The organism is Mesorhizobium sp. BHscii (assembly GCF_053848065.1).
Genome location: NZ_JBSPKW010000002.1, coordinates 58,500 through 83,153 on the forward strand (window position 1 = coordinate 58,500; position 24,654 = coordinate 83,153).

At 63.6% G+C, this 24,654-nt stretch carries 26 protein-coding genes; 14 read left to right on the forward strand and 12 right to left on the reverse strand.

Going from position 1 to position 24,654, the window contains the following annotated elements:
• Positions 1-2: 2 nt before the first annotated feature.
• Genes ACWTU7_RS03020 through ACWTU7_RS03030 form a run of 3 tightly spaced genes read right to left on the reverse strand, consistent with a single transcriptional unit; the run spans position 3 to position 4,743 of the window.
• The gene (locus ACWTU7_RS03020) at positions 3-2,828 is read right to left on the reverse strand and encodes a DUF4159 domain-containing protein (protein ID WP_455837948.1); all 2,826 of its coding nucleotides are present in this window, start codon (positions 2,826-2,828) and stop codon (positions 3-5) included.
• Complete coding sequence (locus ACWTU7_RS03025) at positions 2,825-3,739, reverse strand: DUF58 domain-containing protein (RefSeq protein WP_455837947.1); 915 nt, start codon at positions 3,737-3,739, stop codon at positions 2,825-2,827. Before ACWTU7_RS03025 ends, ACWTU7_RS03020 begins: the two co-directional genes overlap by 4 nt.
• Complete coding sequence (locus ACWTU7_RS03030; RefSeq protein WP_455837946.1) at positions 3,739-4,743, reverse strand: AAA family ATPase; 1,005 nt, start codon at positions 4,741-4,743, stop codon at positions 3,739-3,741. Before ACWTU7_RS03030 ends, ACWTU7_RS03025 begins: the two co-directional genes overlap by 1 nt.
• A 146-nt stretch (positions 4,744-4,889) precedes the next feature.
• On the opposite strand from ACWTU7_RS03030, the gene ACWTU7_RS03035 reads away from it, so the two are divergent.
• Genes ACWTU7_RS03035 through ACWTU7_RS03045 form a run of 3 tightly spaced genes read left to right on the forward strand, consistent with a single transcriptional unit; the run spans position 4,890 to position 7,446 of the window.
• Positions 4,890-5,519, forward strand: coding sequence for a DUF1285 domain-containing protein (locus ACWTU7_RS03035; RefSeq protein WP_128340725.1), 630 nt, complete (start codon positions 4,890-4,892; stop codon positions 5,517-5,519).
• 29 nt (positions 5,520-5,548) lie between these two features.
• The gene (locus ACWTU7_RS03040) at positions 5,549-6,181 is read left to right on the forward strand and encodes a CoA pyrophosphatase (RefSeq protein WP_455837945.1); all 633 of its coding nucleotides are present in this window, start codon (positions 5,549-5,551) and stop codon (positions 6,179-6,181) included.
• Positions 6,178-7,446, forward strand: a complete 1,269-nt coding sequence (locus ACWTU7_RS03045) for a CCA tRNA nucleotidyltransferase (RefSeq protein WP_455837944.1) — start codon at positions 6,178-6,180, stop codon at positions 7,444-7,446. The genes ACWTU7_RS03040 and ACWTU7_RS03045 overlap by 4 nt, the downstream gene beginning before the upstream one ends.
• Positions 7,447-7,598: 152 nt before the next feature.
• Here the strand turns inward: ACWTU7_RS03045 and ACWTU7_RS03050 are convergent, their stop codons facing one another.
• The 3 genes from ACWTU7_RS03050 to hemF all read right to left on the reverse strand — a co-directional run bounded on the left by ACWTU7_RS03050 (position 7,599) and on the right by hemF (position 9,551).
• A complete protein-coding gene (locus ACWTU7_RS03050; RefSeq protein WP_029349897.1) occupies positions 7,599-7,784 on the reverse strand; it encodes a DUF1059 domain-containing protein in 186 nt (61 codons plus the stop codon).
• Positions 7,785-8,128: 344 nt separating this feature from the next.
• Complete coding sequence (locus tag ACWTU7_RS03055; RefSeq protein ID WP_029349900.1) at positions 8,129-8,389, reverse strand: DUF1344 domain-containing protein; 261 nt, start codon at positions 8,387-8,389, stop codon at positions 8,129-8,131.
• A gap of 247 nt (positions 8,390-8,636) precedes the next feature.
• Positions 8,637-9,551, reverse strand: coding sequence for an oxygen-dependent coproporphyrinogen oxidase (hemF, locus tag ACWTU7_RS03060; RefSeq protein ID WP_029349902.1), 915 nt, complete (start codon positions 9,549-9,551; stop codon positions 8,637-8,639).
• Positions 9,552-9,658: 107 nt separating this feature from the next.
• On the opposite strand from hemF, the gene ACWTU7_RS03065 reads away from it, so the two are divergent.
• Positions 9,659-9,916, forward strand: coding sequence for a hypothetical protein (locus ACWTU7_RS03065; protein ID WP_455837943.1), 258 nt, complete (start codon positions 9,659-9,661; stop codon positions 9,914-9,916).
• Here the strand turns inward: ACWTU7_RS03065 and soxR are convergent.
• Both soxR and ACWTU7_RS03075 read right to left on the reverse strand, forming a co-directional pair.
• Complete coding sequence (soxR, locus tag ACWTU7_RS03070) at positions 9,913-10,356, reverse strand: redox-sensitive transcriptional activator SoxR (RefSeq protein ID WP_029349905.1); 444 nt, start codon at positions 10,354-10,356, stop codon at positions 9,913-9,915. The two genes, ACWTU7_RS03065 and soxR, sit on opposite strands and share 4 nt — an antisense overlap.
• A gap of 169 nt (positions 10,357-10,525) precedes the next feature.
• Positions 10,526-10,984 (reverse strand): tRNA (cytidine(34)-2'-O)-methyltransferase, encoded by a 459-nt coding sequence (locus tag ACWTU7_RS03075; protein WP_455837942.1) that lies wholly within the window; start codon positions 10,982-10,984, stop codon positions 10,526-10,528.
• A 417-nt stretch (positions 10,985-11,401) separates the two neighbouring features.
• Between ACWTU7_RS03075 and ACWTU7_RS03080 the strand changes: the two genes are divergently transcribed.
• Genes ACWTU7_RS03080 through ACWTU7_RS03095 form a run of 4 tightly spaced genes read left to right on the forward strand, consistent with a single transcriptional unit; the run spans position 11,402 to position 15,983 of the window.
• On the forward strand, positions 11,402-11,872 hold the full coding sequence (locus tag ACWTU7_RS03080) for a hypothetical protein (protein WP_455837941.1): 471 nt from the start codon (positions 11,402-11,404) through the stop codon (positions 11,870-11,872).
• A complete protein-coding gene (locus ACWTU7_RS03085) occupies positions 11,856-13,730 on the forward strand; it encodes an ABC transporter ATP-binding protein (protein ID WP_455838009.1) in 1,875 nt (624 codons plus the stop codon). Before ACWTU7_RS03080 ends, ACWTU7_RS03085 begins: the two co-directional genes overlap by 17 nt.
• Positions 13,731-13,754: 24 nt before the next feature.
• Complete coding sequence (locus ACWTU7_RS03090; RefSeq protein ID WP_455837940.1) at positions 13,755-15,638, forward strand: ABC transporter ATP-binding protein; 1,884 nt, start codon at positions 13,755-13,757, stop codon at positions 15,636-15,638.
• Positions 15,639-15,668: 30 nt separating this feature from the next.
• A complete protein-coding gene (locus tag ACWTU7_RS03095; protein ID WP_029349917.1) occupies positions 15,669-15,983 on the forward strand; it encodes a DUF6665 family protein in 315 nt (104 codons plus the stop codon).
• Positions 15,984-16,213: 230 nt separating this feature from the next.
• Here ACWTU7_RS03095 and ACWTU7_RS03100 read toward each other — a convergent pair whose 3' ends face one another.
• From ACWTU7_RS03100 to ACWTU7_RS03110, 3 genes are all read right to left on the reverse strand, one after another.
• The gene (locus tag ACWTU7_RS03100; RefSeq protein ID WP_203546946.1) at positions 16,214-16,534 is read right to left on the reverse strand and encodes a tetratricopeptide repeat protein; all 321 of its coding nucleotides are present in this window, start codon (positions 16,532-16,534) and stop codon (positions 16,214-16,216) included.
• Positions 16,447-16,833: a tetratricopeptide repeat protein gene (locus ACWTU7_RS03105; protein WP_455846496.1), complete on the reverse strand. Its 387-nt coding sequence runs from the start codon at positions 16,831-16,833 to the stop codon at positions 16,447-16,449. The genes ACWTU7_RS03100 and ACWTU7_RS03105 overlap by 88 nt, the downstream gene beginning before the upstream one ends.
• Positions 16,834-16,972: 139 nt before the next feature.
• Positions 16,973-18,721 carry a winged helix-turn-helix domain-containing protein gene (locus tag ACWTU7_RS03110; protein ID WP_455846492.1) on the reverse strand — a complete coding sequence of 583 codons (1,749 nt, stop codon included), beginning with the start codon at positions 18,719-18,721 and terminating at the stop codon, positions 16,973-16,975.
• A 128-nt stretch (positions 18,722-18,849) separates the two neighbouring features.
• On the opposite strand from ACWTU7_RS03110, the gene ACWTU7_RS03115 reads away from it, so the two are divergent.
• Together ACWTU7_RS03115 and ACWTU7_RS03120 are read left to right on the forward strand one after the other, a co-directional pair.
• Positions 18,850-19,206 carry a hypothetical protein gene (locus tag ACWTU7_RS03115; protein WP_455837939.1) on the forward strand — a complete coding sequence of 119 codons (357 nt, stop codon included), beginning with the start codon at positions 18,850-18,852 and terminating at the stop codon, positions 19,204-19,206.
• A 262-nt stretch (positions 19,207-19,468) separates the two neighbouring features.
• Positions 19,469-20,086 (forward strand): cupin domain-containing protein, encoded by a 618-nt coding sequence (locus tag ACWTU7_RS03120; RefSeq protein ID WP_455837938.1) that lies wholly within the window; start codon positions 19,469-19,471, stop codon positions 20,084-20,086.
• Between the two features lie 142 nt (positions 20,087-20,228).
• Here ACWTU7_RS03120 and ACWTU7_RS03125 read toward each other — a convergent pair whose 3' ends face one another.
• Positions 20,229-20,513, reverse strand: coding sequence for a cupin domain-containing protein (locus ACWTU7_RS03125; RefSeq protein ID WP_455838006.1), 285 nt, complete (start codon positions 20,511-20,513; stop codon positions 20,229-20,231).
• Between the two features lie 385 nt (positions 20,514-20,898).
• Between ACWTU7_RS03125 and petA the strand changes: the two genes are divergently transcribed.
• From petA to ACWTU7_RS03145, 4 genes are all read left to right on the forward strand, one after another.
• Positions 20,899-21,459, forward strand: a complete 561-nt coding sequence (petA, locus tag ACWTU7_RS03130) for a ubiquinol-cytochrome c reductase iron-sulfur subunit (RefSeq protein ID WP_455837937.1) — start codon at positions 20,899-20,901, stop codon at positions 21,457-21,459.
• A 17-nt stretch (positions 21,460-21,476) separates the two neighbouring features.
• Positions 21,477-22,781, forward strand: coding sequence for a cytochrome b (locus ACWTU7_RS03135; RefSeq protein WP_455837936.1), 1,305 nt, complete (start codon positions 21,477-21,479; stop codon positions 22,779-22,781).
• Between the two features lie 89 nt (positions 22,782-22,870).
• A complete protein-coding gene (locus tag ACWTU7_RS03140) occupies positions 22,871-23,743 on the forward strand; it encodes a cytochrome c1 (protein ID WP_127317476.1) in 873 nt (290 codons plus the stop codon).
• Between the two features lie 211 nt (positions 23,744-23,954).
• Positions 23,955-24,500 carry an adenine phosphoribosyltransferase gene (locus ACWTU7_RS03145; protein WP_029349931.1) on the forward strand — a complete coding sequence of 182 codons (546 nt, stop codon included), beginning with the start codon at positions 23,955-23,957 and terminating at the stop codon, positions 24,498-24,500.
• The last annotated feature ends 154 nt before the right edge of the window (positions 24,501-24,654 follow it).

The following is a 24,654-nucleotide window of genomic DNA, read 5'->3' on the forward strand; positions in this document are numbered from 1 at the left end:
GCTTACTGCCCCAGCCGTTCGAGCAGCACCGGCACATGCACCTGATCGGATTTATAGTTGCCGGTCAGCATGTACATCATGATGTTGACGCCGGCGCGTAGCGCATAAATGCGCTGCATCGGGTCTGAGGGCACGGTCGGCAAAAGCGGGTCGCCATTCTCGTCGACCGCCCAGGCGCCGGCGAAATCATTGGCGGTGATCATGATCGGCGAGACGCCGTCGCCCGTGCGCACCGGGCGGTTCTCGGTGTTGGTGGCTTCGAGCGACGCCGCGACCCAGAGCGGGCCGCCGGCGAAACGTCCGGGAAACTCAGGCAGGATATAGAAGGATTTCGTCAGTACATGATCCGACGGCACCGGTTCCAGCGGCGGGACGTTGAGATTGCCGAGGATATCGCGCAGCCGCTCGGTCGCCGGACTAGCCGAATCCGCGCCGATGCCGGTGGCGAACTGGTCGCGCGTGTCGAACAGCACCGTGCCGCCCTGCTGCATATAGGCGTCGACGCGGCCGATCGCGGCCTGGCTCGGCATCGGTGCGGCAGGGTCGATCGGCCAGTAAATCAGGGGATAGAAGGACAGCTGGTCCTTCGAGATATCGACGCTCGCCGGCGCCCCCGGCTCGAGCGCGGTCTTCTCGATCAGGAAGCGGGTCAGGCCCTCCAGCCCGGCTTGGCTGATCGAATCGACGCTCCGTTCGCCGGTCTGCACATAGGCGATCCGGGTCTTCGAAATGTCCTCGATCGCCCGCTCGTCGCCGGGTTTGGAATCGTCGGCGCGGGCGATGTCGGTGTGGCCGACCAGCGCGCCGAGCGCAATCAGCAGAGCGGCTGTGGTTGCAGCAGCCGTGCCGGCGCGGCGCGGCCGGCGCGAGAACAGGCCGCCCATCCAGAACACGGCCAGTGTGTCGAGCACCATCAGCAAAAGGGCCGTCGCCACCAGCGGGCCCTTCAAATTGTGCGATTCGTCGAAGGCGTACTGGATGGTGGTGACCGGCACGGTGATCTGAGGACGGACCAGCGGTGCGAATCTGCTTTCAGCATTGAGCAGATTGTGGGCGAGGACGCCGGTTTCGGAGCCGTAGAGACCAGGCGGGTTCTCGAACGTCACCGGCAGCGGGCCGGCGCCCGGCACCAGCGGCCGTGCATCCGGCGTCGGCGGCACCAGCGTGCCGTCGGCTGATATCATGCGGTAGGGCGCCAGCGAGGTGGCGGCGGCTTCGGCATTGGCGACCGCTGCACCCTGATTGCGTGACAGTTGCACGATGCGGCGCAGCATCTCGACGAAGCTGCCGGAGATCGGCAGGTTCGACCAGGTCGCCTCCGGCGTGACATGGAACAGGACGAGCGTGCCCTTGCCCTTCTTCATCCCGGTCACTAGCGGCGTGCCGTCGGCAAGCGTGGCCCAGGTGCGCTCGACGATGTCGGGCGTCGGCTCGGCCAGCACCTGCCTGGTGACGGTGACTTCGGCGGGCGGAGCGAGGTCGGAGAAGGGACCGGTCTTCGGGAAGTCGGTGACCGGCTGCGGCGTCGTCCATGACAACGCGCCGCCGAGCGAACGCTCGCCGGTACGCAGCCTGACCGGCAGCAGGTCGTCGTCATTGCCGGCGGCCACCAGCCGCGAGCCGGCGAACCGCACCAGCGTGCCGCCATTGTCGACCCAGTCGACCAGCCTCTGCCGCACCTGCTCCGGAATGGTGCCGACATCGGCCATGACAATCATCGCCGGCTTCTGGTCGAGGAGCTGCGGGATGGCGTCGGCAAGGTCGGCGCTCGACGGCTCAGTCAGATCGGCGAAGGGCTGCAGCGCGCGGCGGATGTAGTACAGCGGCGACAAAAGCGGCTGCGCCTGGTCGGCTTCGGCCTGCGACAGCAGTCCGACGCGACGGCGCTTGGAATTCTCATCGAGCACGCGGACGGCGCCGGCCTGCCGCTGGCCGTCGAGCGCGATCGAGGCGAAGTCGTTGCGCAGTTCGAACGGCACCGCCATCGTGCCGGTGGCGGTGGATTCGCCCGGCGAGAAGGTCAGCGTGGCGTCGGCGATGCGGCGGCCCTTGTCGTCGAAGGCGCCGGCGGTCACCTGAGCCGGGGTCGAATCGCTCAGCGCGCGGATGGCGGTCAGCTCGAAGCCGTCCACCTGGTTGTCGGCGCCGGTCAGGCCGATCAAGCTAGGCCGGTCGGAGGCGGCCCAGACGACACGGGCGGCGTTCTTCGACAAAAGCGTGTTGAAGGCGGCCTCGTCGCCTTCCGCCGCCAGACCGTCGGCGAGCACCGCGACACTGGCGCCCGGCAAGGTCTCCAGGGTTGCCGCGACGCGGGCGTAGACAGCAGGGCGGTCGGTCGGGATCGGCCGCGGCTTTGCCGCGCGCAGCCGGTCGAGCGCGGTGGCGGCGTCGAAGGGACCGATCTCGGCGTTCGGCTTCTCGGCGGTGAAGGCGATGATAACGGGCACGTCGTTGGAGCTGGCATCGGTGATCAGCCGTTCGGCAGTGGCGACGCGCTGGCCCCAGTCGGCGGCACTTGCCCAGTCATTGTCGATGACCAGCGCAAGAGCGGCACCCTCGGCCGGCAGTCTTTCACGCGGGTTGAAGACGGGTTCGGCCAGCGCCGTAACGATAAGAGCCGCCATCAGCAGCCTGAGCAGCGTCAGCCACCACGGGCTCTGTTGCGGCGTCTCCTCGCGCTTCAGCACCCGGGCCAGGATCTTCAGCGGCGGGAAGACCTCGGTCTGCGGTTTGGGCGGGGTGAACCGCAAAAGCCACCAGATCACCGGCAGTGCCAGAAGGCCCCACAGCACCATCGGCGCCCCGAAGGAGAGCGGCAACCAACTCATGCGCGGATCCTCCCGGCTGAGCTGTCATCGACGGTCATCGCCATGTGGACACGCACCAGCGCATCGGAGGCGAGACGGTCGGTGTGGTTGACGGTGAAGCTCCAGCCGAGCCGCTTGCACCAGTCGGTCAGCTCCTGGCGGCGGGCGATGTAAAGCAGTCGGTAATCATCGCCCAGCGTTTCGGCGCGGCCGGCGGTCAGCTTGTCGCCGGTCTCGGGATCGGTGAACTCGGTGCGGCCGGCATAGGGGAATCTCTCCTCGGCGGGGTCGGCGACCTCGATCAGATGGGCACGCACGCCGTGGCGGGCGAGCACGTCGAGCCAGGCGATGGTGTCCTCGACCGGATCGAGGAAGTCGCTAACGATGACGATGTCGCAGAAGCGGCGGATGGCGGACAGATCGGGCTTTGCCGGCAATTCGCCGGCATGGGTGAGTTGTGCTGCGATGCGCTCGGCGCCGTTGCGGGCGGTAAACGGATCGGTCAGTCCGGGCCAGGCGATGCGTTCGCCGCTGCGCGACAGAAGCTCTGCCATGGCCAGCGCCAGCACCAGCGCGCGGGATTCCTTCGAGACGGTGGCGCCGGTCGATTTGTAGAGCATGGAAGGCGAGGGGTCTGCCCACAGCCACACCGTATGGGCGGCCTCCCATTCGCGGTCGCGCACATAGACGTGGTCGTCGCGGGCCGAGCGGCGCCAGTCGACGCGTGAGGAATCGCCTTCTACATAGGGCCGGAACTGCCAGAAATTCTCGCCGATGCCCCGCTTGCGGCGGCCGTGCCAGCCGGCGATCACGGTGTTGACGATGCGGCGTGCTTCGACCAGCAGGTCCGGCACCAGCGACGCCCGCAACCGACCGCGGGCGAGCGCGTCACGCGTCGCCGCCGGTGCCTGGGCCTCGCCTATACGCGCCATCAGATGCCTTTTGCCAGTTTCGCCACCACGTCGCGCACGGTCGTGCCCTCGGCACGGGCGGCAAAGGTCAGTGCCATGCGGTGCTGCAGCACAGGCTCGGCCAGCGCTCTGATATCGTCGATCGACGGCGCCAGCCGTCCGTCATAGAGGGCGCGGGCGCGGGCGCACAGTGTCAACGCCTGACTGGCGCGCGGGCCTGGCCCCCAGGCGACGTGCTTGTCGGTCTCGGCATTGCCCTGGCCGGGGCGCGCCGAGCGCACCAGTTGGAGGATCGCCTCGACGACGCTTTCCGGCACCGGCATGCGGCGAATGAGGGTCTGGATCTCCTTCAGCCGCGCCGGCTGCAGTACGTTCTGCGCCTTGGCGTCCTCGATGCCTGTGGTTTCCAGAAGAATGCGGCGCTCCGCCTCGATTTCCGGATAGAGGATGTCGACCTGCATGAGGAAGCGGTCAAGCTGCGCCTCGGGCAGTGGATAGGTGCCTTCCTGCTCCAACGGGTTCTGCGTCGCCAGTACGTGGAAGGGCGCCGGCAGGTCGTGGCGGACACCGGCAATGGTGACGTGGTATTCCTGCATCGACTGCAGCAGCGCCGACTGGGTGCGGGGTGAGGCGCGGTTGATCTCGTCGGCCATCAGCAGCTGCGCGAAGATCGGCCCGGAGATGAAGCGGAAGGAACGCTTGCCGAATTCGTCCTGCTCCATCACCTCGGAGCCGAGAATGTCGGACGGCATCAGGTCAGGCGTGAACTGGATGCGGCGGGAATCGAGGCCGAGCACGATGCCCAGCGTCTCGACCAGCTTGGTCTTGGCGAGGCCGGGCACGCCGACCAGCAGCGCATGGCCGCCGGCGAGCAGCGCCACAAGCGTGCGTTCGACGACGCTTTCCTGGCCGAAGATGACGCGGCCGACGCCATCGCGAACCCTGGAAATGTCGGCCAGCGCCGTCTCGGCCTGGGCGATCATGTCCTTTTCGCTGATCGGGCTTTCCTTGACCATCACGCTCATGCAGCATCGATCCTTCTCGTTGGAGATACCGGCTTGCACCTTCGACGCTGCAGAGTGCCGCGATTCGGCCTCGCATGGCGCCTGTCTTTGAACTTAAATCACTGGCTTAGGCTGACAAGCGGAACAACAGTGACTATTTCGTGACCATGACAGAACGCGCCGACGATCGTGAAGAGAGCCTGACGGCCGCCACCGAGGCGTGCGGACTGGAGGCACTGATCTCGCGTGCCGCCCGCGCGGGCAAGGGGCCGGCGCCGGTTGAGCGCTGGAATCCGGCCTTTTGCGGCGATCTCGACATGGAGATCAGAGAGGACGGCACCTGGTTCTACCAGGGCACGCCGATCGGCCGCATGCCGTTGGTGCAGCTGTTTTCCTCCGTGCTGCGCAAGGACGAAGACGGCAAGACCTATCTTGTAACACCGGTGGAAAGGGTCGGCATCCGCGTCGTCGACGCGCCCTTCATCGCCGTCGAGATGGACGTTTCCGGCACCGGCGATGGCCAAGTCATCACTTTCCGCACCAATGTCGGCGACGTGGTCGAGGCCGGACCGGACCATCCGCTACGCTTCGTCGATGAAGACGCGACCGGTGGCCTGAAACCCTATGTGCTGGTGCGCGGACGGCTGGAAGCGCTGGTGGCGCGGCCAGTCATGTACGAACTGGTCGAGCATGGCGAAGAGATTGATGTCGGCGGCAGAAGGATGTTTGCCGTCCGCTCGAAGGGCGCGGTCTATCCGATAATGCCCGCGGAAAAACTGCAGCGGCTGAGTGCATGATCGGCAGGTATGGTGGACCAGGTGACGCTATGGACCAAGTGACGCGGGCGCCGTTTTCGGCCGAGGATTTTCGCGCCCGCGTCGCGGCGCAGCCCCTGGCGCATGCCGCCGACGATTATGGCGACCATCGATTCAACCCCGGCCATCCGCGTTTGAAGCTCGCAAAGGCGCTGCGCGATGCCGCCGTGCTGATCCCGGTGGTCGATCACGGTCGCGATGCCACGGTTCTGCTGACCAAACGGGCGGAAAAGCTGCGAAACCATTCGGGGCAGGTGGCCTTTCCGGGCGGCACGATCGATCCAACCGATCCGAGCCCGGAGGCGGCGGCATTGCGCGAGACATTCGAGGAGATCGGGCTCGGCCAGGACCGGGTCGAGATCATCGGCCGCATGCCTGATTACGTCTCCGGCAGCGGCTACCGCATCGCCCCGGTGCTGGGAATAGTGCGGCCGGATTTTTCACTGACGCTGAATTCCGAGGAGGTCGACGCCGCCTTCGAAGTGCCGCTGCGCTTCCTCATGGACCCGGCGAACCACGGCCGCGAAAGCCGCATGTGGAACGACCTCGAATGGGTCTTTTACGAGATGCCCTATGACGGACAACGCATCTGGGGCGTCACCGCCGGCATCATCCGCACGCTATATGAAAGGCTCTATACGTGAGCGGCCGGGTGTCGCTCGCGGGCAAAGCCGACTGGCTCGGCGAAAAGCACCTGCAGCGCCTGCTGGCGGCGCTGGCGGATGGCGGCGAGGAGGCGCGTGTCGCCGGCGGCGCGGTGCGCAATGCGCTCATTGGCCAGCCGGTCGCCGACGTCGATATTGCCACCACGACCGTGCCTGATGAAACCATCCGCCGCGCCGAGGCGGTGGGCTTCAAGGCCGTGCCGACCGGCATCGAGCACGGCACCATCACGATTGTCGCCGGCGGGAAGCCGTTCGAGGTGACTACGCTGCGCGCCGACATCGAGACCGACGGACGGAGGGCCAAGGTGTCGTTCGGACGCGACTGGAAGGCCGACGCGGAACGGCGCGATTTCACCATCAACGCGCTCTATGCCGAGGCCGACGGGACGATCGTTGACCTGGTCGGCGGCGTCGCCGACATCGAGGCGCGCCGGCTGCGTTTTATCGGCGATCCGGAGGCGCGCATCCGCGAGGATTATCTACGCATCCTGCGCTTTTTCCGCTTCTTCGCCTGGTATGGCGACGGCCGGCCGGATGCCGAAGGGCTGAAGGCCTGCGCCCGGCTCAAGGAGGGGCTTGGCCAACTCTCGGTCGAGCGCGTCTGGTCCGAGCTGAAGAAGCTGCTGTCGGCCCCCGATCCATCGCGCGCCTTGCTGTGGATGCGCCAGGCCAGCGTGCTCACCAGGGTTCTGCCGGAAACCGAGAAATGGGGCATCGATGCGATCCATGCGCTGACCAGGGCCGAGAGGGATCTAGGCTGGACGCCGGACCCGCTGCTCAGGCTGGAAGCGATCGTGCCGCCGGACGCCGCGCGGCTGAAGACGCTCGCCGAGCGGCTGAGATTCTCCGTCAGCGATGCCGGCCGTCTCAGGCAGTGGGCGCTGACAGCGCCTGTCGAGCCGAAGACGACCGAAGCGGAACTCGCAAAACGGCTCTATCGTGGCGATCATCAGGGCCTTGTCGATCGCTTACGGCTGTCGCTCGCTTCCGCTCGAGGCCGCGCCGTCGAGGACAATGACGCGCTGCTCGAAGCCGGCGGCTTCTCGCGCCTGCTCGCCTTCGCCGGAAAATGGAAAAAGCCTGACTTTCCGCTCAAGGGCGCCGATCTGACGACGCTTGGCGCGTCGCCCGGACCGAAACTCGGCGCAACCTTGAAGAACCTCGAAAACGAGTGGGTCGAGTCCGGCTTTGCGCTGGATCGCGGCGCACTTCTCGAGCGCGCCGCAGAAGCACTCGAAAGTTAGAAAACGTTTGGAAACTCTACTCTGGCGGCCATCTGATGGCGTTTTCTGCGCTTCCGGTACTCACGGACCCAAATGTCCGCTGCGCTCCGGTTCTCGAAACCACCACCATATGACTCGCCAGAGCGAATTTCGAAACAGTCTCTTAGACATTGTCAGGCCGCGTCGCGGGGCTTTTCGATGCGCGAACGGATGGCTTCGATCATCGTCTCGCGGATGATCGTCTCGCCATGCGTCTCACGCATGTGCTCGACCGCACGACGCATGATCTCGGCTTCCTCGTCGGCGCGCGTATGCCAGTCACAACCCGGAACGAGCGAGCCGCAGTGGAATTCCTTCATCGGATTCTCCCTTTTTCCTCCTCGGAGCGCCGCATCTGCTCTGACACGGAAGCTCCACACCTTGATCGACGCATGATCCCTGGCGAACCGGAATCGGCATTCGGGTCATGCGCTGGCCGAGCCAGCATAACACGATCGAATGGTTTTGGTTGCGTTAGAGCGCCGCGCGTCCGGTGGACGCGTAAAGGACGCTCCAACGTTTTGTCATCTGCGCATGATCCTTCCGAAAACCGGAAGCGGTTTTCGGGGTCATGCGCGAGAAACCGAAAGGGCGGAGCTGCGCTGCTCCGCCCTCTTACGCTACCCCGGAGGCAAGACCTCGTCTTGCTCCAGCGAGCAGGCGATCACTTCACGATCCTGACTGCCTCGGCAATTTTGTGCTTGCCGCTCATGTCCCACGAAACGCGGACCTTTTCGCCGGCCTTCAGGCCAGGATTCTTGAAGGCCTTGGGCAGCGTAAAGGCAGATCCGTCATCCAGAACAAGACTCATGGTTGTTCCATCATAAGTTTTGACCGTGCCCGTGGTGTGCTTGACCGCTGCGAAGGCAGCGCCACCAGAGGCAAGAACGGCAGCAGCCGCAACCGACATAATAAGCTTGCGCATGGCATGCTCTCCTGGAAAATGAGGGCACCATTTTGGGAAGGTGCCCCACTCAATCATGGGCCGTCCGGTCGCGTCGGGTCGCGGTTCTAGGGGAGGATGAACCGCCGGCGTTTCCCGGCCCGGAACGAAAAATAGTCTTGCTTTTTCAATTGGATATTAGACGAAAAAGATATTCTGCGCGCCACATTCGCCGCCAAAATCAAACGATTTGGACCTGATTGCGACTCACGTCCAACTCACCGAGATTTTACGGCCATTTCACTTCCGGTGGCAGGCTGGACAGGATCGAGGCCACGTTGCCGCCGGTCTTCAGTCCGAAGATAGTGCCGCGATCGTGAAGCAAGTTGAATTCGACATAGCGGCCGCGGCGAATGAGCTGTTCTTCACGGTCGCCGTCGGTCCAGTTGTCGTTGAAATTGGCCCGCACCAGATGTCCGTAGACGACGAGAAAAGATCGCCCGACATCCCGGACGAAGTTGAAATCGGCGTTCCAGCCGCCTTTGTCCTCACCCGAATGCAGCCAATCGAAGAAGATGCCGCCGGTGCCGCGCGGTTCGTCGCGATGCGGCAGATAGAAATACTCGTCGCACCAGGCCTTGAATTTTGCGTGGTCGGCGACGCCAGCGTGCTTCTCGCAGGCGAATCGCATGGCCCTGTGGAAGGCAACCGTGTCCGGGTCGTCCTGGGTGCGGCGACGGTCGAGCACCGGCGTCAGGTCGGCGCCGCCGCCGAACCACTGGCGCGAGGTGACGACCATGCGCGTGTTCATGTGCACCGCCGGCACGTTGGGGTTCCACGGATGGGCGATCAGCGAAATGCCACTCGCCCAGAAGCCCGGGTCTTCCTCGGCGCCCGGCATCTGCTTCCTGAACTCCGGCGAGAACTCGCCATAGACGGTGGAGGTGTGGACGCCGACCTTCTCGAAAACGCGGCCACGCATCATCGACATGGTGCCGCCGCCGCCCTTGCCGGCGTCGCGCTCCCACGGCGTCCTTTCGAAGCGGCCGGGCGACCATGAGGCCTGCGGCCCCTGCAGGTCCTGCTCGATCTGCTCGAAGGCGGCGCAGATGCGCTCGCGCAACGTCTCGAACCACAGCCGCGCCTTCATCTTCTTCTGTTCGATGTCGGCCGGCAGCCCCGCCGGTATTTCGGGTCGTTGCAAATGCTGTCTCCGACTGTGGGGCGCGTACCCCGACAAATGACTCGTCTTTTCCGGCCGCGATCCCTAATCTCTTAGGTGCAAGGGTCAAGTGTGAATGGAGTTCTTTCGTGCGCACCCCGGCAAGACCGCCGCTGGATGGCCTGAAGAAGAGGCTCGACCGTTCGCGCGCCGAGCGCGGGCGCATGCCACGCGACGGGTTCCTGCGCGAGACCTTCGTCCTGCCGCGCTCCGATGCGCGGCTTAAGGCGAAGGAGTGGTTCGAGCGCTTTCCCAAGCAGGCCTACTGGACCGAGATCGAAAGCTGGTTCGAGCGGCCGGGCGACGTGATCGAGTTCACCATCAGGCGATTGCCGGCGGCAGATTAACGAGCGACCAACAACCGCCTTGCTCCTGGGCCTTGGGCGCTCAACCGGTCTTCCTTGTTCCGCAGCGGGCACTTGTCGATCGACATGCAGCCGCAGCCGATGCAGTCGGTCAGCCCGTCGCGCAGCTTCTTCAGCTGGGCAATCTTCTGATCGAGCTGGTCGCGCCAGGCCGTTGAAAGCAGGTTCCAGTCCTCGCGCGTCGGTGTGCGACCCTCAGGCAGCGATTCAAGTGCAGCACCGATCTCGGCCAGCGAGATGCCGACCTCCTGCGCGATCCTGATGATCGCCACACGCCTCAGCACGTCGCGGCCGTAGCGCCGCTGGTTGCCTGATGTGCGGTGGCTGCGGATCAGTCCGCGCGCCTCGTAGAAATGCAGCGCCGATACCGCCACCCCGCTTCGCGTCGCCACCTGGCCGACCGTCAGTTCCGTCACCGCCATTCGAATTTTCCGCTTGACCTCAAGTTAAGTTGAGCTTGTAACGAAGAAACCCTGGACATGCAAACCGCAGGAGAAGGCGATGTGCGCCTGGGTGAGAATAACAAGAGAGGGTGCGCTCGTCGGCCAGAAAGCGGCCGTGTTCGCTGCGCCAACTGAGGGTCTGCGAATGCTATCCGAGCTGCCGGTTCGCCTCACCGGCCACCATGGCGACGGACAGCGCGACGTTGATGCTGCGCGCGCCCGGCTGCATCGGGATGATCAGTCGCGCATCCGCCGCCTCGTGGACAGAATCCGGCACGCCTGCGGATTCGCGGCCGAACAAAAGAATGTCGGCGTCGGCGAACGCGAAATCGGTGTAGGTGTTCGCGGCTCTGGTCGACAGCAGCACCAGCCGCCGCGCTTCGCCTCTGCGCCAGTTCTCGAAGGCGTGCCAGTCGACATGCCGGGTCAGAGCCGCCAGTTCGAGATAGTCCATGCCGGCCCGTTTCAGCGCCCGGTCGGAGAGCAGGAAGCCGGCCGGTTCGATGATGTCGACGCCGAGGCCGAGGCAAGCGGCGAAGCGCAGGATTGTTCCGGTGTTGCCGGCGATATCCGGCTGGTAGAGCGCGATGCGGAGACGGTTGTTCATTTCCGCATCCTTCTAATAAGTGGCAGATCGGCCACAGCAGGCTCGCGGTTTTGGAAATTGCTGGACTGGCGGGTGGTCATTTTCTGCGAAGTTGGTTATACGCCGGGCATTGTCAACCCGAACCGATGGAGGGGTAATTCATGATGATCATGTACATCCAGCGCCCCTCTTGTGGGCTTACCAGCCTGCCGGCGGTTTCGGTACGACGATTCTCCTGACCTTTTAGACTTCGATCGCACCGATTCTTAGCCGAAACCCTTTTTCGGCCTTCGAAGGAATCCTGCGATGTTTTTCAAGCTGTCGAAGGGGCTGAACGCCCCGCCTGAACACGCCTCTGTTCAATCCCTGCCTTTCGCCGGCCATTGGCCCGCGAACAAGCCGGACTTTTTTCTGTATTTTCACATGGAGGACGGACCGATGTTCGATCCCTGCAAAATTCCCGGTTCAAGAAGCCTGCACGAGCGCAGGATGGCGACATGGGCGCTTTTGATCGGCGAAACCTATTCGTCTGCGGCTCACGCCGAGACACGCCGGCGCCCGCATCGCGGCATGCTGCCGGACGTCGATTTCTCGCGCGCGGTTCCCGACCGCAGCCGGCCGTCGCTGGTGCGCCGGATCATCGGGCTGATCCGGCCTGGCGCAAAAACCGGCGCGAAACTCCGGGTCGTCGACACAGCACTGTCAGGATCGTCAAGCGAGCCTGTCGGCGAAAAGCCCGCGACATCCTATATTGCGCGAAGCAGGACCGGCGGCCCGAGTGATTCCGGGACGCCGGCCCTTGCCGCCACGCGATCCCATGGCGCTACGCGCCCCAAGGATGCCACGCGCTCCGCGCCGTGTGAGCGAAAAGAAGCATATGAGTACCAAGACAATGTTCCGCTGGTTTGAAACAAGGCTCGATCCGTTCCCTGCCGAGGAGCCGGTCGAGCCGCCGAAGACGCTGATCGCCTTCTGCGTGCACTATACGCGCGGCGCCTGGCCCTACATCGTTGTCGATGCGACGCTGGTGACGGCTATCGCCCTTGCCGAGGTGTGGATGTTCGGCTTCATGGGCCGGATCGTCGACTGGCTGTCGGCACAGAATCGCGAGACGTTTTTGCAGACCGAGGGCTGGAAGCTCGCCGGCATGGCTTTCATCGTGGTTTTCGCGCTGCCGGCGACGGTCTGGTTCCATGCGCTCCTCAACCAGCAGACGCTGATGGGCAACTATCCGATGCGTATCCGCTGGCAGGTGCATCGCTACCTGCTCAAGCAGTCGATGGCCTTCTATCAGGACGAGTTCGCCGGACGCATCGCGACCAAGCTGATGCAAACGGCGCTCGCCGTGCGCGAATGCGTCATCAAGCTCATCGACGTGCTCAACTATGTCGTGGTCTATTTCCTCGGCATGCTGTTCATTGTCGGATCGGCCGACTGGCGGCTGGCGGCACCGCTTGCCGTCTGGCTTGCCGGCTATATCCTGCTCTTGCGCTATTTCATCCCGCGATTGGGCAAGGTCGGCGAGGAGCAGGCCAATGCGCGCTCGACCATGACCGGCCGCGTCGTCGACAGCTACTCCAACATCCAGACGGTCAAGCTGTTCTCGCATGCGCGGCGCGAGGCGTCCTTCGCGCGGGAAGGCATGGCCGGCTTTCTCGATACCGTTTACCGGTCGATGCGGCTGGTGACGCAGCTCTACGGCCTGCTCTACATCCTGAATTCGCTGCTGTTGTTTTCGGTCACCGCGATCTCGCTGTGGCTGTGGCTCGGCCAGGCGGTGACGATCGGCGCCGTCGCTCTGGTCATCGGCCTCGTGCTTCGGCTGTGGGGGATGTCGCAATGGATCATGTGGGAAATGTCCACCCTGTTCGAGAATATCGGCACGGTGCAGGACGGCATCAGTTCGATCTCGCTCCCGCGCCTCGTCGAAGACAGGCCTGGGGCCAAGGACATTGCCGTGACCAAGGGCGAGATCCGTTTCGAGGACATCCGCTTCCACTACGGCAAACAGAAGGGCGTGATCGAAAGCCTGTCGCTGACGGTGAAGCCGGGCGAAAAGGTCGGCATCGTCGGCCGCTCGGGCGCCGGCAAGTCGACGCTGGTCAACCTTCTCTTGCGCTTCTACGATCTCGAGAGCGGCAAGATCCTGATCGACGGCCAGGAAATCGCGGCGGTGACGCAGGATTCGCTGCGCGCCCAGATCGGCATGGTCACGCAGGATACCTCGCTGCTGCATCGTTCGGTGCGCGAGAACATCCTTTATGGCCGACCGGACGCCAGCGACGAGATGCTGGTCGAGGCAGCTCGCCGCGCCGAGGCGCTTGATTTCATATCAAGGCTTTCGGACGCCAGTGGCCGCACGGGTTTCGATGCGCATGTCGGCGATCGCGGCGTCAAATTGTCCGGCGGCCAGCGGCAACGCATTGCCATTGCCCGCGTTATGCTGAAGGACGCGCCGATCCTCATCCTCGACGAAGCGACGTCTGCGCTCGATTCCGAGGCCGAAGCGGCGATCCAGGAGAACCTCTACAAGCTCATGCAGGGCAAGACCGTCATCGCCATCGCGCACCGGCTCTCGACCATCGCGGCGATGGACCGGCTCGTCGTCATGGATAAGGGCCGCGTCATCGAGGAAGGTTCGCATGAGGGACTCGTCGCCGCCGGCGGGCTTTATGCGCAGCTTTGGCAGCGCCAGTCGGGCGGCTTCCTGCTCGACGACGGTGCCGCCGCCAACGATGCCATCATCAAGGGTCAAGCAGCAGAATGAGGGCAGCAGAATGATGGCCGCCGAATGATGATTGCCGTCTATCGCTGGTTCGAGAACTGGGTCTATCCGTTCAGGGAGCCCGCGGACCTTCGGCCACCGATCAGCGTCAGCGGTTTCCTCTGGCACTATGTCGGCCAGGCGAAGGTCGCCTTCTTCGCCATGCTGGTCATCGGCGGTATCGCGCCGCTGGTCGAGGCCGGACTGTTCTACTTCGTCGGCAGGCTGGTCGACATTCTCGACCAGCTCCCCGGCGAGCGCAGCTGGGACACGCTGTGGACCGCCGCCGGTCCCGAACTCGTCTTCATGGCCGCCGTGGTGCTGGTCATCCGCACCATCGTCGTCGGCCTGGCGGCGCTGGTCGACGAGCAGACGATCACCCCCGGCTTCTACAATCTGGTGCGCTGGCAGGCGCACCGCCATGTCTCGCGCCAATCCTACGACTTCTTCCAGAACGATTTCGCCGGCCGCATCGCCACAAAGGTCTGGCAGGCGGGGCAGGCGACCGGCGATTTGATGGAAAGCTTCATCGAGGTCGTCTGGTTCATGATCGTCTATACGGTGACGACGCTGGTGCTGGTCGCCGGCCTCGATCTCAGGCTGGCGGTGCTGGTGGTGATCTGGATCACCGCCTTCGGCTGGCTGGCCAAGCGCTATCTGCCGGCGATCCGCAAGCATGCCGAGCAGACAGCTGAGGCCGGTTCGATGATCACCGGCCGCTTCGTCGATTCCTATTCGAACGTGCAGACGCTGAAGCTGTTCTCGGCTGATGGCGACGACCGTTACATCAGGAGCGGTTTCGATATCTATCTCGACGCGCTGCGGCCGTTCACCCGCAGGCTGACCGGCGTGCGCATGGCGCTGACGACGCTGTCGGGTATCATGATCACCGCGATCGCCTGTTTTGCGGTCTATCTCTGGGTCGAAGGCTCGATCACCGTCGGCGCCGTCGCCTTCACGCTGCCGCTGGTGTTGCGGCTCAACATGCTGCTCGGCCGACTGATGATGCAGCTCAACGGTATCCTGCGGAATCTCGGCGTGCTGGAAAACTCCAAGGCGCTGATCTCCCAGCCGCTCGGCCTGACCGACGCGCCCGACGCCAGGGAGCTTGTCGTGGTCGGCGGCCGCATCGACGTGAAGAAGGTCGAGTTCCACTACGGCAAGGGGTTCGGCGTGCTCAACGGCATCGACCTCGTCGTGCGGCCGGGTGAGAAGGTCGGACTGGTCGGGCCATCCGGCGCCGGCAAGACGACGCTCGCCAATCTGATCCTGCGCCTCTACGACCTCGAGCGCGGCAAGATCACCATCGACGGGCAGGATGTTGCCAAGGTCACGCAGAATTCGCTGCGCGCCAATATCGGCGTCGTCAGCCAGGATACCGCACTTTTCCACCGTTCCTTGCGCGACAACATCAAGCTCGGCATGCCCGAAGCAACTGACGCCGAAGTGGTCGCGGCCGCGAAGAAGGCCGCGGCGCACGACTTCATCCTCGACTTGCGCGACAATCGTGATCGCCAGGGCTATGAGGCCTTTGTCGGCGAGCGCGGCGTGAAATTGTCTGGCGGCCAGCGCCAGCGCGTGGCGATCGCCCGCGTCTTCCTCAAGGACGCGCCGATCCTGATACTCGACGAGGCGACGTCGGCGCTCGATTCCGACATCGAGGCGGCCATCCAGGAAAATCTGGCGAGGCTGATGGAGAACAAGACTGTCATCGCCATCGCGCATCGGCTGTCGACCATCGCGGCACTCGACCGCCTGGTGGTGCTCGACGGCGGCCGTATCGTCGAACAAGGCACGCATGACGAACTGGTCGCGCTCGACGGGCTCTATGCGCGGCTGTGGAAGCGGCAGTCCGGCGGCTTCCTGTTCAACGAGGAGAGCGTGCTGGAGGAGACGCGGCCGGCGGAGTAGGCCCAGGATTCAGCAAAACCGGAGTGGAGCATGTCGGTGCGAATGCCATCGAATTTCGGACGGTCGGGAGCGCAGGAGAGCGCGCTCGACCTGCTCGGCCATGAAATCCTCGGCGAAAAGGCGGCGGCGCTCGGCCGTGCCGGCCGCCGCGTGGATGAAACGCTGGCGAGGTTGCGTGAACATGGCGACGATGGCGAACATCGTGCCCGGCTGCTCAGGGACGCGGCGGAGGCCGTCCACGGCTATTTCATCCAGCGCGAATTGTGCGGCTTGCGCAAGCACGACGCAGTGATCCGGGAATACAACATCCCCAAGGCCGTGCTGGCCAGGCTCGGCGCGAAATAGACAATAGTGTTGAAAACCTGATAGTACCGAAGACGAAATACCGATTTCGACCCGTTCCAGAAGTTCGGGTGCGAGCGCATTATGGCGCAAGTCGGCCCGATTGCCGACTTTCCCGCACTCAATGTTCCTTGCGAAGGACGACCCTACATTGAGCGCAATCAGCGCTTGTACGCCCCTAAGACTTCAAAGGTTTAGCGGCCAACCGGTCTTCTGCCGGGCCGCATACGCGGTCACTCCGGCAACCCCGCGAACCGCATGTGTCCGATCCAGCGCTCGAGGCTCCCGGGGGCGGTGTAATTCTTCTCCCACTGCTTGCGTTGTTGGCTGATGGAGTCGCCGGGCGAGTCTTTGAGGAAAACCGCAAGCGCTTCCTTTGCCTCCCGCTGGTTTCCCAGACAAGCGTGGATCCCCGCAAGCATTCGGTGTGCGCCGCTCGGGATTCTGGACATTTTCCGCATCGCCGTCAGCGCGGCCTCGCAATCGTTCTTTTCCCAGAGCGCCCAGCCCATGTCCCAGTGGTACCAATCAGGGTGGAAAGGATCGATGCCCATCGCCTGCTTGATCCGATCGATAGCTTCGTCGATTCGGCCGACAAAGAGCAGCGGGGATGCACTGCCGGCGAGGACATTCGAGGCGCGGCGATCGCCTGATCGTACCGCGCAATGGCCTGCTCGACCTCTCCGGCTTCGGTATGGATGCGGGCTCGGGCATAATGCGCGTTGGCATCGTCCGGAGCGAGCTGGAGAGCCTGGTCGGCGTATTCGGCGGCGTGCTTCAACGCCTCGTCGGGGTTATTTTCCTGCTTGTGCCAGAAAACCGCGTCATTGCGATAGGACCAGGCCAGCCCGATATAGCCGAACTGGCGTTCGGATACGCTTCGATCGCCTTAAGGCTGAACTGCCGTAGCAGCCCGTTGCCCGCGCCTCGCCGTTGCCGCGTGGCGCATAGCGAGCGCCGTTGCCAACTCGCCAACGTCCGAACCAGGACCATCAGTTTGCAAGGCACTCGGGAAGACGCACCGGTTTGTCGATCTTCGCCAGTAGCTCGGGCCTGGCGCAGGGCGGGAAACCGGCAATGCGCATGGTTTCTATGAGACGCTTGCGGTCCGCATCCGTGTTGACAAGAGGTTCGTTCACCCTTCCCTCGATCGTCAGGTCGGGGAACCGTTTGAGGGCCTCGCTGATCAGGGTTTTCGCCTCCGCGGTACGACCAACTGCCGCCAGCGCGGCCGGGCGATATGTCCATCCCCAGATCCCATAATTCTCCGGCGCCAACCGGTCCATCATCAGCAGCGCGTCGTCGTAGCGGCCGACCATAAAATAGGCGTGGGCAAACATCCTGGTGCTCCACAACGGGTAGTTCGGATTGAGGTGGATCGCCCGATCAGCCATTTCGGCGCCCCGCTCCGCCTCGCCAAAGGTCGAAGCCCAAGGCACATAAAAAGTCATTACCTCGAACTGATTTGGAGCCATTCGCAGGGCCGCGTCGAATTCCGCCTTGGCCCGCGCGAGATCGCCCTTTACGACCAGGCTCCGGGCCAGAACGGCATGCGCTTCGGCATCGGCCGGATCGAGCGCGACTGCACGTTTAGCGGCTTCGGCGGCGATACGTCGATTCTTTGCGGGTTCGACGTCGAAACTGGCCAGCACAGAATGCGAATGATGCAGTTCCACCCAGGCGCGGGCCAGCGTAGGGTCCAGTTCGATGGCGCGGCTGAGAAGTCTGATGGCTTCCTCGACGTCGGCGCGATTGATTTGTTCCAGCTTCTCGGTCCCGAGGAGGTAGAGTTCGTAGGCGTTGAGGTTGCGGGGAGGTTTGCGGTGCGCCGTTATCCGGCCTGCCTCTTGGATAAGGCCGGCGCCGCCGCCAAGCCGGTTGGAGACCTGCTCGGCAATCTCCGTCTGAATCGCAAACAGGTCCCGATCCGGCCGGTCCCACCGGTTCGACCATAGATGCCTACCGGCCTTCGAATCGATGAACTGAGCCGTAATCCGCACCCGATCGGCTTGGCGTTGAATCGAACCTTCGACCACAAAGCCCGCGCCGAGCGCTGCACCGACCTCAGTCGGGTTGGCCGGCTTGCCTTCGTAGACTTCCGTCGAGTTATGGGCAATGACCCCGAATTCCGGAAACTGGGCGAGATCGGTGATGATCTCCTCGGTGAGCCCGCCGGCCAGACGCTGCACACTCGCTTCACCGCCGATCGCTTGAAACGGCAGCACCGCGACGGATGGCAGGACCGTGTCAGAACGCTTCTCGATGGCGAGACCCATGATGAGCCAGACTGCGCCTGACGCCAACAAAATCAGCAGGCCCAGCGCCACAGCCGCCGCGGTCCAATTCCTCCTTGCCGGCGCCGAATGCTGGTCCGCGGCCGCGATCACCAGCCTGTATCCGCGTTTCGGCACGGCCTTAAGGACTGACTGGCTCTCGTCATGAAGCGCGCGGCGGATGTCGCGTACGCATTGCACCAGACTGTCGTCGGTGACGAATACGCCTGGCCACACTGCCTGCATCAGCTCATCTTTGGTGACCAGTCGGCCGGCGTTTTCCAGGAGATATTTCAGGAGGTCGAAGGCCTGCGGTCTGAGGGCGATCTCGCGCCCTTCCCGGTCACGCACAAACCCTCCGGCAACATCGACGATGACGCCGTTGATGGCGAATGTCCGGGCAGCCCGGGAATCCATCCTCCGCCTCCCACGGGGGGATTTCCAATTTATTATAGCAGATTCCTGCAAAGGCTTGAATGCTGACGGAACATCTTTGTTTTCGGCAAATTTTCACCGAACGATCATCAGTCGTTCGTTACATTGGGTGCGGCGACGATCCAATGTCTCAGTCGTTCCGAAGATTTGGAATCGGTTCAATGCTGAGACCCCGTCCCCTGCCGACCGTTGCCGCCATTTTCGTGGGCGGGGCTCTTTGTTCGCCGGGTGTCAGCGCGCACGATGCAGGAACGGGATGGTACTACCCGCCCAGCTGCTGCAACGGCGATGGCGCCTTCGGCGATTGCCAGATGATCCCGGCCAACTCAGTGACGGAAGCGCCGGATGGTTTTGCCGTAGTGCTGTTCCCCGGCGACCACCATCTGGTGACGCGAAAACAGAGCTTCCGAATCCCGTACGGCAGCGAGATCAGGTCGAGCGACGGCAACTATCACATCTGCCTTTACCCGACGCAGGCCACCGTCTTCTGCTTCTTTGCGCCGCCCGGATCAGTGTGACTGCTGCGGGGTCATGACCACGTCGGTGCCAGGATGTCTGCTGCAGCCGGCATTTACAGTGCAGCCGAATTGCCAGTGCCCGGCGCGGTCGCGCCACAAGCGGACCTTCGTGCGATCCGACCTCTTTGGCGGCAGGCGCTCTCGGGGTGGCCCGAAATTTGGTCGTGCCGTAAGGCGGCACAGATGCTATCTTAGTAGCAGCTAATATTGTGGTAGCAGCTAATATTGGGTCGAGGGGCAACCATGCAAAGGAGGACCGACCATGAAGCCGCATTCTCTCAGCGCCCGCCGTATTGGCGTGCTTCTGTTCTCACTGTGTGCTTTCGGGCTGATGACGTCAGCTTCAATGCCGGCAGAAAGCAAATTCGCCGTCGAGCCGGTGGTTGAGAAAAAGCTGAAGGAACTGCCCTCCGGACCGTTGTACTGGCGGCTGGAAAATTTCCCAACGCTGGCGCAGGCCCAGAGCGCTGCGGGCCCGACCTCGCTTGCGGCGGAGGTCGCGGGCAAGGTCTGGCTGTTCACGCTTGGGCCGAAGGATGGCTCGACGCCCGGCGGAGCCAAGGTCGTCGAGATCGGACCCCTTCCGCCGATCAGCGCCAGCGAGTATTTGCTGCGCGTCAACCGCGCCGGCGGAGCGCCCGGTGCCAAGACGCCGATCCATACGCATCCGGGACCGGAGGCCTTCTATGTGCTGGCCGGCAAGCTCGGCCAGAGAACGCCCCACGGCGTAACCTACGCCGAAGCCGGCAAGGCCATGACCGGACACGGGGCCAACACGCCGATGGAAGTGTTCAGCGCCGGCACAACCGATCTCGATGAGCTGGCCATCTTCGTGGTCGACGCCAATCAGCCGTTCTCGTCGCCGGCCAGCCTCGACTGAGACGACATTTCCCGGGGTGGCGCGAATGTTCGGTACGAGCTGAGGCGGCACCCCAGCGTCAGATTTTCACCACCAGTTGTACCCCGATCTATTCCGAAAACCGCTTCCACTTTTCGCTGACGCGGACCTTCGGGATCATGGTCTACTCCAGCCAGTCGGTGATGAAGCTGCCGTTTTCGTGGATGTCGGTGGTCTCCAGCGGGCCTGGGCCGAGATTGGTGAATTTGTGCGGCGTGTTCGGCGGCACGATCAGGATCTGGCCGGCCGACGCCTCGATCTGCCGGTCGCCGACGGTGAACAGCCCGGTGCCAGTGCGGATGATGAAAATCTCGCAATAGGGATGCATGTGCAGCCGCGGGCCGCCGCCGATCTCCTGCAGATAGTTGAAGATCAGGCAGCTTTTGGAGCCGTAGGTGCCGCACTGCAGCTCGCCTTGTCAATGGTCGGGCCAGCGGTCGCGCGCCTTGGCCCATTTGTCGCGGTCGATGACATGCGCCATGAGCCGAGGATAGACCGAGGCCGGGGCTTCTGTCGAGGCAAACGCAGGCGCTGCTTTGCGGTTGATTTACGGTCGTTTTCGGCGTGTTCGACATGTGCCCGTCGCCACGCCGTCCGCCGTCGAATTGCGTCCCCGCGACAATCTGCCCTTGTGCCTTCACCCGTCTGGACAAAAACGGGCTTCACGCATAAACCGAAGGCCAATTGCCGGAGGAATTCGCAAGCCTGTTCGCCATGCGCTGTCGGGTTGGCGTGAAAGAGCGGGGAACAAGCCTCGGCCACCGGCACGGAAGAGGCGAAAGGATCAGGCACCCGTGAGCGCAACCGACATCCAGGATCCCAACCGTCGTGATTTTCTCTATGTCGCCACGGGCATGGCCGCGGTGGTCGGTGCGGGTGCCGTCGCCTGGCCGTTCATCGACCAGATGCGCCCGGATGCCTCGACGCTGGCGCTGGCCTCGGTCGAGGTCGACGTCTCCTCGCTGACGCCGGGAATGTCGCTTGTCGTGAAGTGGCGCGGCAAGCCGGTGGTGGTGCGCAACCGCACCGAACAAGAGATGAAGGACGGCGAGGCGGTCAATCTGGCCGAGCTCAAGGATCCGCTCGCCCGCAACGCCAATCTGCCGGCCGATGCGCCGGCGACGGACGCCAACCGCACCATGCCGGGCAAGGAAGCCTGGATTGTAATGGTCCAGGTCTGCACCCATCTCGGCTGCATTCCGCTCGGCCAGGAAGGCGAGTTCGGCGGCTGGTTCTGCCCGTGCCATGGTTCGACATACGACACCTCCGGCCGCGTCCGCGGCGGGCCGGCGCCGGAGAACATGTCGGTGCCGGTGTTCCAGTTCATTTCCGACACCAAGATCCGTATCGGCTGAGGCTAAGGGATATTTCGATGAGCGAGGGACACTCGACCTATACGCCCAAGACCGGTATCGGACGCTGGTTCGACGCCCGCATGCCGCTGCCGCGGCTGGTCTATGACAGCTTCGTCGCCTATCCGGTGCCGCGCAACCTCAACTATGCGTGGACCTTCGGCGGCATCCTGGCGCTCATGCTGACGGCGCAGATGCTGACCGGCATCGTGCTGGCCATGCACTATGCGGCGGACAGCACTCTCGCCTTCGATTCGGTCGAGAAGATCATGCGCGACGTGAATTCGGGCTGGCTGTTGCGCTACATGCATTCGAACGGCGCGTCGTTCTTCTTCGTTGCCGTCTACATCCACATCTTCCGCGGCCTCTACTACGGTTCCTACAAGGCGCCGCGCGAGCTTCTGTGGATCCTCGGCTGCATCATCTACCTCCTGATGATGGCGACGGGCTTCATGGGCTATGTGCTGCCCTGGGGGCAGATGAGCTTCTGGGGCGCGACCGTCATCACCGGCTTCTTCAGCGCCATCCCGCTGGTCGGCGAATGGATCCAGCAGCTTTTGCTCGGCGGCTTCGCTGTCGACAACCCGACGCTGAACCGCTTCTTTTCATTGCACTATCTGCTGCCGTTCATGATCGCCGGCGTCGTCGTGCTGCATATATGGGCGCTGCATGTGGTCGGCCAGTCGAACCCGACCGGCATCGAGGTCAAGTCGAAAACCGATACCGTCGCCTTCACCCCCTACGCGACCATCAAGGACGCGTTCGGGATGCTCGTGTTCCTGTTCATCTTCGCCTACTTCGTCTTCTACCTGCCGAATTTTCTCGGCCATCCCGACAATTACGTCGTCGCCGACCCGCTGAAGACGCCTGCCCATATCGTGCCGGAATGGTACTTCCTGCCGTTCTACGCGATCCTGCGCGCCATTACCTTCAATATCGGGCCGATCAACTCCAAGCTTGGCGGCGTGCTCGCGATGTTCGGCTCCATCGCCATGCTGTTCCTGGTGCCGTGGCTCGACACCTCGAAGGTGCGCTCGGCGGTCTACCGGCCCTGGTACAAGCTGTTCTTCTGGCTGTTCGTGATCGATGCCGTCCTGCTCGGCTGGCTGGGTTCGCAGCCGGCTGAAGGCAGCTATGTCTTCATGGCGCAGATGGCGACATTGTTCTATTTCGCCTTCTTCCTGGTCGCGCTGCCGGTGCTTGGCCTGATCGAGACTCCGCGGCGGCTGCCGAATTCGATCACCGAGGCGGTGCTCGAGAAGAACAAGCATGGCGGTGGCGGGCATCCGGCTCGCGCGACAGCCGCATCGGAAACCAAGGGCTGAGCATGACCCCGAAAAGTGGAGACCGGTTTTCGGACAAGATGATGGTCGAGACGACGACAGCGCGGCAGAGAATCTCAAGGGGATTTGGTATGAAGAAGATTCTCACCTCGCTGGCGCTGCTCGGCCTTGTGTTGGCAGGCACTGCGGCCGCGACCACAGGGGCGATCGCCCAGGAGGAGGCGCACAACGAAGCCGCGCCGACGCATTTCCCGATACACGAGCCCAAGGAGATGGACTGGAGCTTCGCCGGGCCGTTCGGCACCTACGACAAGGCGCAGTTGCAGCGCGGGCTGAAGGTCTACAAGGAAGTCTGCGCGGCCTGCCATTCGATGAAGTTGGTGGCGTTCCGCACGCTGGAAGACCTTGGCTATTCGGAAGCGCAGGTCAAGGCGCTGGCGGCCGAATACACGATCAATGATGGCCCCAACGATGCCGGCGACATGTTCGATCGTCCCGGCATACCGTCCGACTATTTCCCGGCGCCGTTCCCCAACGATCAGGCGGCAGCAGCCGCCAATGGCGGGGCTGCCCCACCCGACATGTCGCTGCTGGCCAAGGCGCGCGGCGTCGAGCGCGGCTTTCCGCGTTTCGTCTTCGACATCTTCACGCAATACGCCCAGGGCGGTCCCGACTATATCCACTCGCTGCTGACCGGCTATGACGAGCAGCCGCCGGCGGGCATGGAGATTCCGGAAGGCACGCACTACAATCCCTACTTCATTGCCGGCGTGTCGCTGAAGATGCCCAACCCGCTCTCCGACGACCAGGTGACCTATGACGACGGCGCGCCGCAGACGGTCGACCAGTATTCCCGCGACGTGTCTGCCTTCCTGATGTGGGCGGCCGAGCCGCATCTGGAAGCCCGCAAGAAAACCGGCTTTCGCGTGCTGGTCTTCCTGTTGCTGTTCGGCGCGCTGGTCTATCTGACCAAGCGCAAGGTGTGGGCCGGCGTGGCGCACTGAGCTACGCCACCAGATCAAAAGGGCGTCGAAAGGCGCCCTTTTGCATTTCCGAACACTGCCTCCGAAGACCGCCGGCCCAGTCCTTTGCCGGACAATTTTCTTCCAGCCGCCATATCGCGGTAGCCGTCGCCGTCCGCGCCGGGTTACGATCGGCCGGAGTTCCTTTTCACGTCTTCAAGTCGTATCGGACGAATGCCCGGAGAGCCGCCCCATGAAACCTTCGCTCGAAGACACGCTGCTTGCCGCGATCCGCACCATTCCGGACTACCCCAAGCCGGGCATCCTGTTTCGCGACATCACCACGCTGCTAAGCAATGCGCGCGCCTTCCGCCGCGCCATCGACGAGCTGGTGCATCCCTATGCCGGCCAGAAAGTCGACAAGATCGCCGGCATCGAGGCACGCGGCTTCATCCTTGGCGGCGCCGTCGCCCATCAGCTATCGGCCGGCTTCGTGCCGATCCGCAAGAAGGGCAAGCTGCCTTACGAGACGGTGCGCGTCGCCTACAGCCTCGAATACGGGCTGGACGAGATGGAGATGCACAGGGATGGCGTGTCTCCGGGTGAGAAGGTCATCCTCGTCGACGACCTGATCGCCACCGGCGGCACCGCGGAAGCAGCGGTCAAGCTGTTGCGGCAGATCGGCGCCGACATCCTCGCCGCCTGCTTCGTCATCGACTTGCCGGACCTCGGCGGCCGCGAGAAGCTCGAAGCGCTCGGCGTGCCGGTCAGGACGCTGATCGGATTCGAAGGGCATTGATGCAGCATTTCCTTCTCCCTTTTTTGTGGGAGAAGGTGGCCTCGCGAAGCGAGGTCGGATGGGGGGTGTTGGACCGATCGCAGCGCTGAACAATCATTGGATTTTTGCCGTATCACTTCTTCCAATACCCCTCATTCGTCTCGGGGCATCGCGC

Coding starts and splice junctions, on each gene's coding strand:
- ACWTU7_RS03020 (WP_455837948.1), bottom strand. CDS start 2,828: ATGAGTTGGTTGCCGCTCTCCTTCGGGGCGCCGATGGTGCTGTGGGGC.
- ACWTU7_RS03025 (WP_455837947.1), bottom strand. CDS start 3,739: ATGGCGCGTATAGGCGAGGCCCAGGCACCGGCGGCGACGCGTGACGCG.
- ACWTU7_RS03030 (WP_455837946.1), bottom strand. CDS start 4,743: ATGAGCGTGATGGTCAAGGAAAGCCCGATCAGCGAAAAGGACATGATC.
- ACWTU7_RS03035 (WP_128340725.1), top strand. CDS start 4,890: ATGACAGAACGCGCCGACGATCGTGAAGAGAGCCTGACGGCCGCCACC.
- ACWTU7_RS03040 (WP_455837945.1), top strand. CDS start 5,549: ATGGACCAAGTGACGCGGGCGCCGTTTTCGGCCGAGGATTTTCGCGCC.
- ACWTU7_RS03050 (WP_029349897.1), bottom strand. CDS start 7,784: ATGAAGGAATTCCACTGCGGCTCGCTCGTTCCGGGTTGTGACTGGCAT.
- ACWTU7_RS03055 (WP_029349900.1), bottom strand. CDS start 8,389: ATGCGCAAGCTTATTATGTCGGTTGCGGCTGCTGCCGTTCTTGCCTCT.
- soxR (WP_029349905.1), bottom strand. CDS start 10,356: ATGGCGGTGACGGAACTGACGGTCGGCCAGGTGGCGACGCGAAGCGGG.
- ACWTU7_RS03075 (WP_455837942.1), bottom strand. CDS start 10,984: ATGAACAACCGTCTCCGCATCGCGCTCTACCAGCCGGATATCGCCGGC.
- ACWTU7_RS03080 (WP_455837941.1), top strand. CDS start 11,402: ATGTTCGATCCCTGCAAAATTCCCGGTTCAAGAAGCCTGCACGAGCGC.
- ACWTU7_RS03085 (WP_455838009.1), top strand. CDS start 11,856: ATGTTCCGCTGGTTTGAAACAAGGCTCGATCCGTTCCCTGCCGAGGAG.
- ACWTU7_RS03090 (WP_455837940.1), top strand. CDS start 13,755: ATGATGATTGCCGTCTATCGCTGGTTCGAGAACTGGGTCTATCCGTTC.
- ACWTU7_RS03095 (WP_029349917.1), top strand. CDS start 15,669: ATGTCGGTGCGAATGCCATCGAATTTCGGACGGTCGGGAGCGCAGGAG.
- ACWTU7_RS03100 (WP_203546946.1), bottom strand. CDS start 16,534: ATGGGCATCGATCCTTTCCACCCTGATTGGTACCACTGGGACATGGGC.
- ACWTU7_RS03115 (WP_455837939.1), top strand. CDS start 18,850: ATGCTGAGACCCCGTCCCCTGCCGACCGTTGCCGCCATTTTCGTGGGC.
- ACWTU7_RS03120 (WP_455837938.1), top strand. CDS start 19,469: ATGAAGCCGCATTCTCTCAGCGCCCGCCGTATTGGCGTGCTTCTGTTC.
- ACWTU7_RS03135 (WP_455837936.1), top strand. CDS start 21,477: ATGAGCGAGGGACACTCGACCTATACGCCCAAGACCGGTATCGGACGC.
- ACWTU7_RS03140 (WP_127317476.1), top strand. CDS start 22,871: ATGAAGAAGATTCTCACCTCGCTGGCGCTGCTCGGCCTTGTGTTGGCA.
- ACWTU7_RS03145 (WP_029349931.1), top strand. CDS start 23,955: ATGAAACCTTCGCTCGAAGACACGCTGCTTGCCGCGATCCGCACCATT.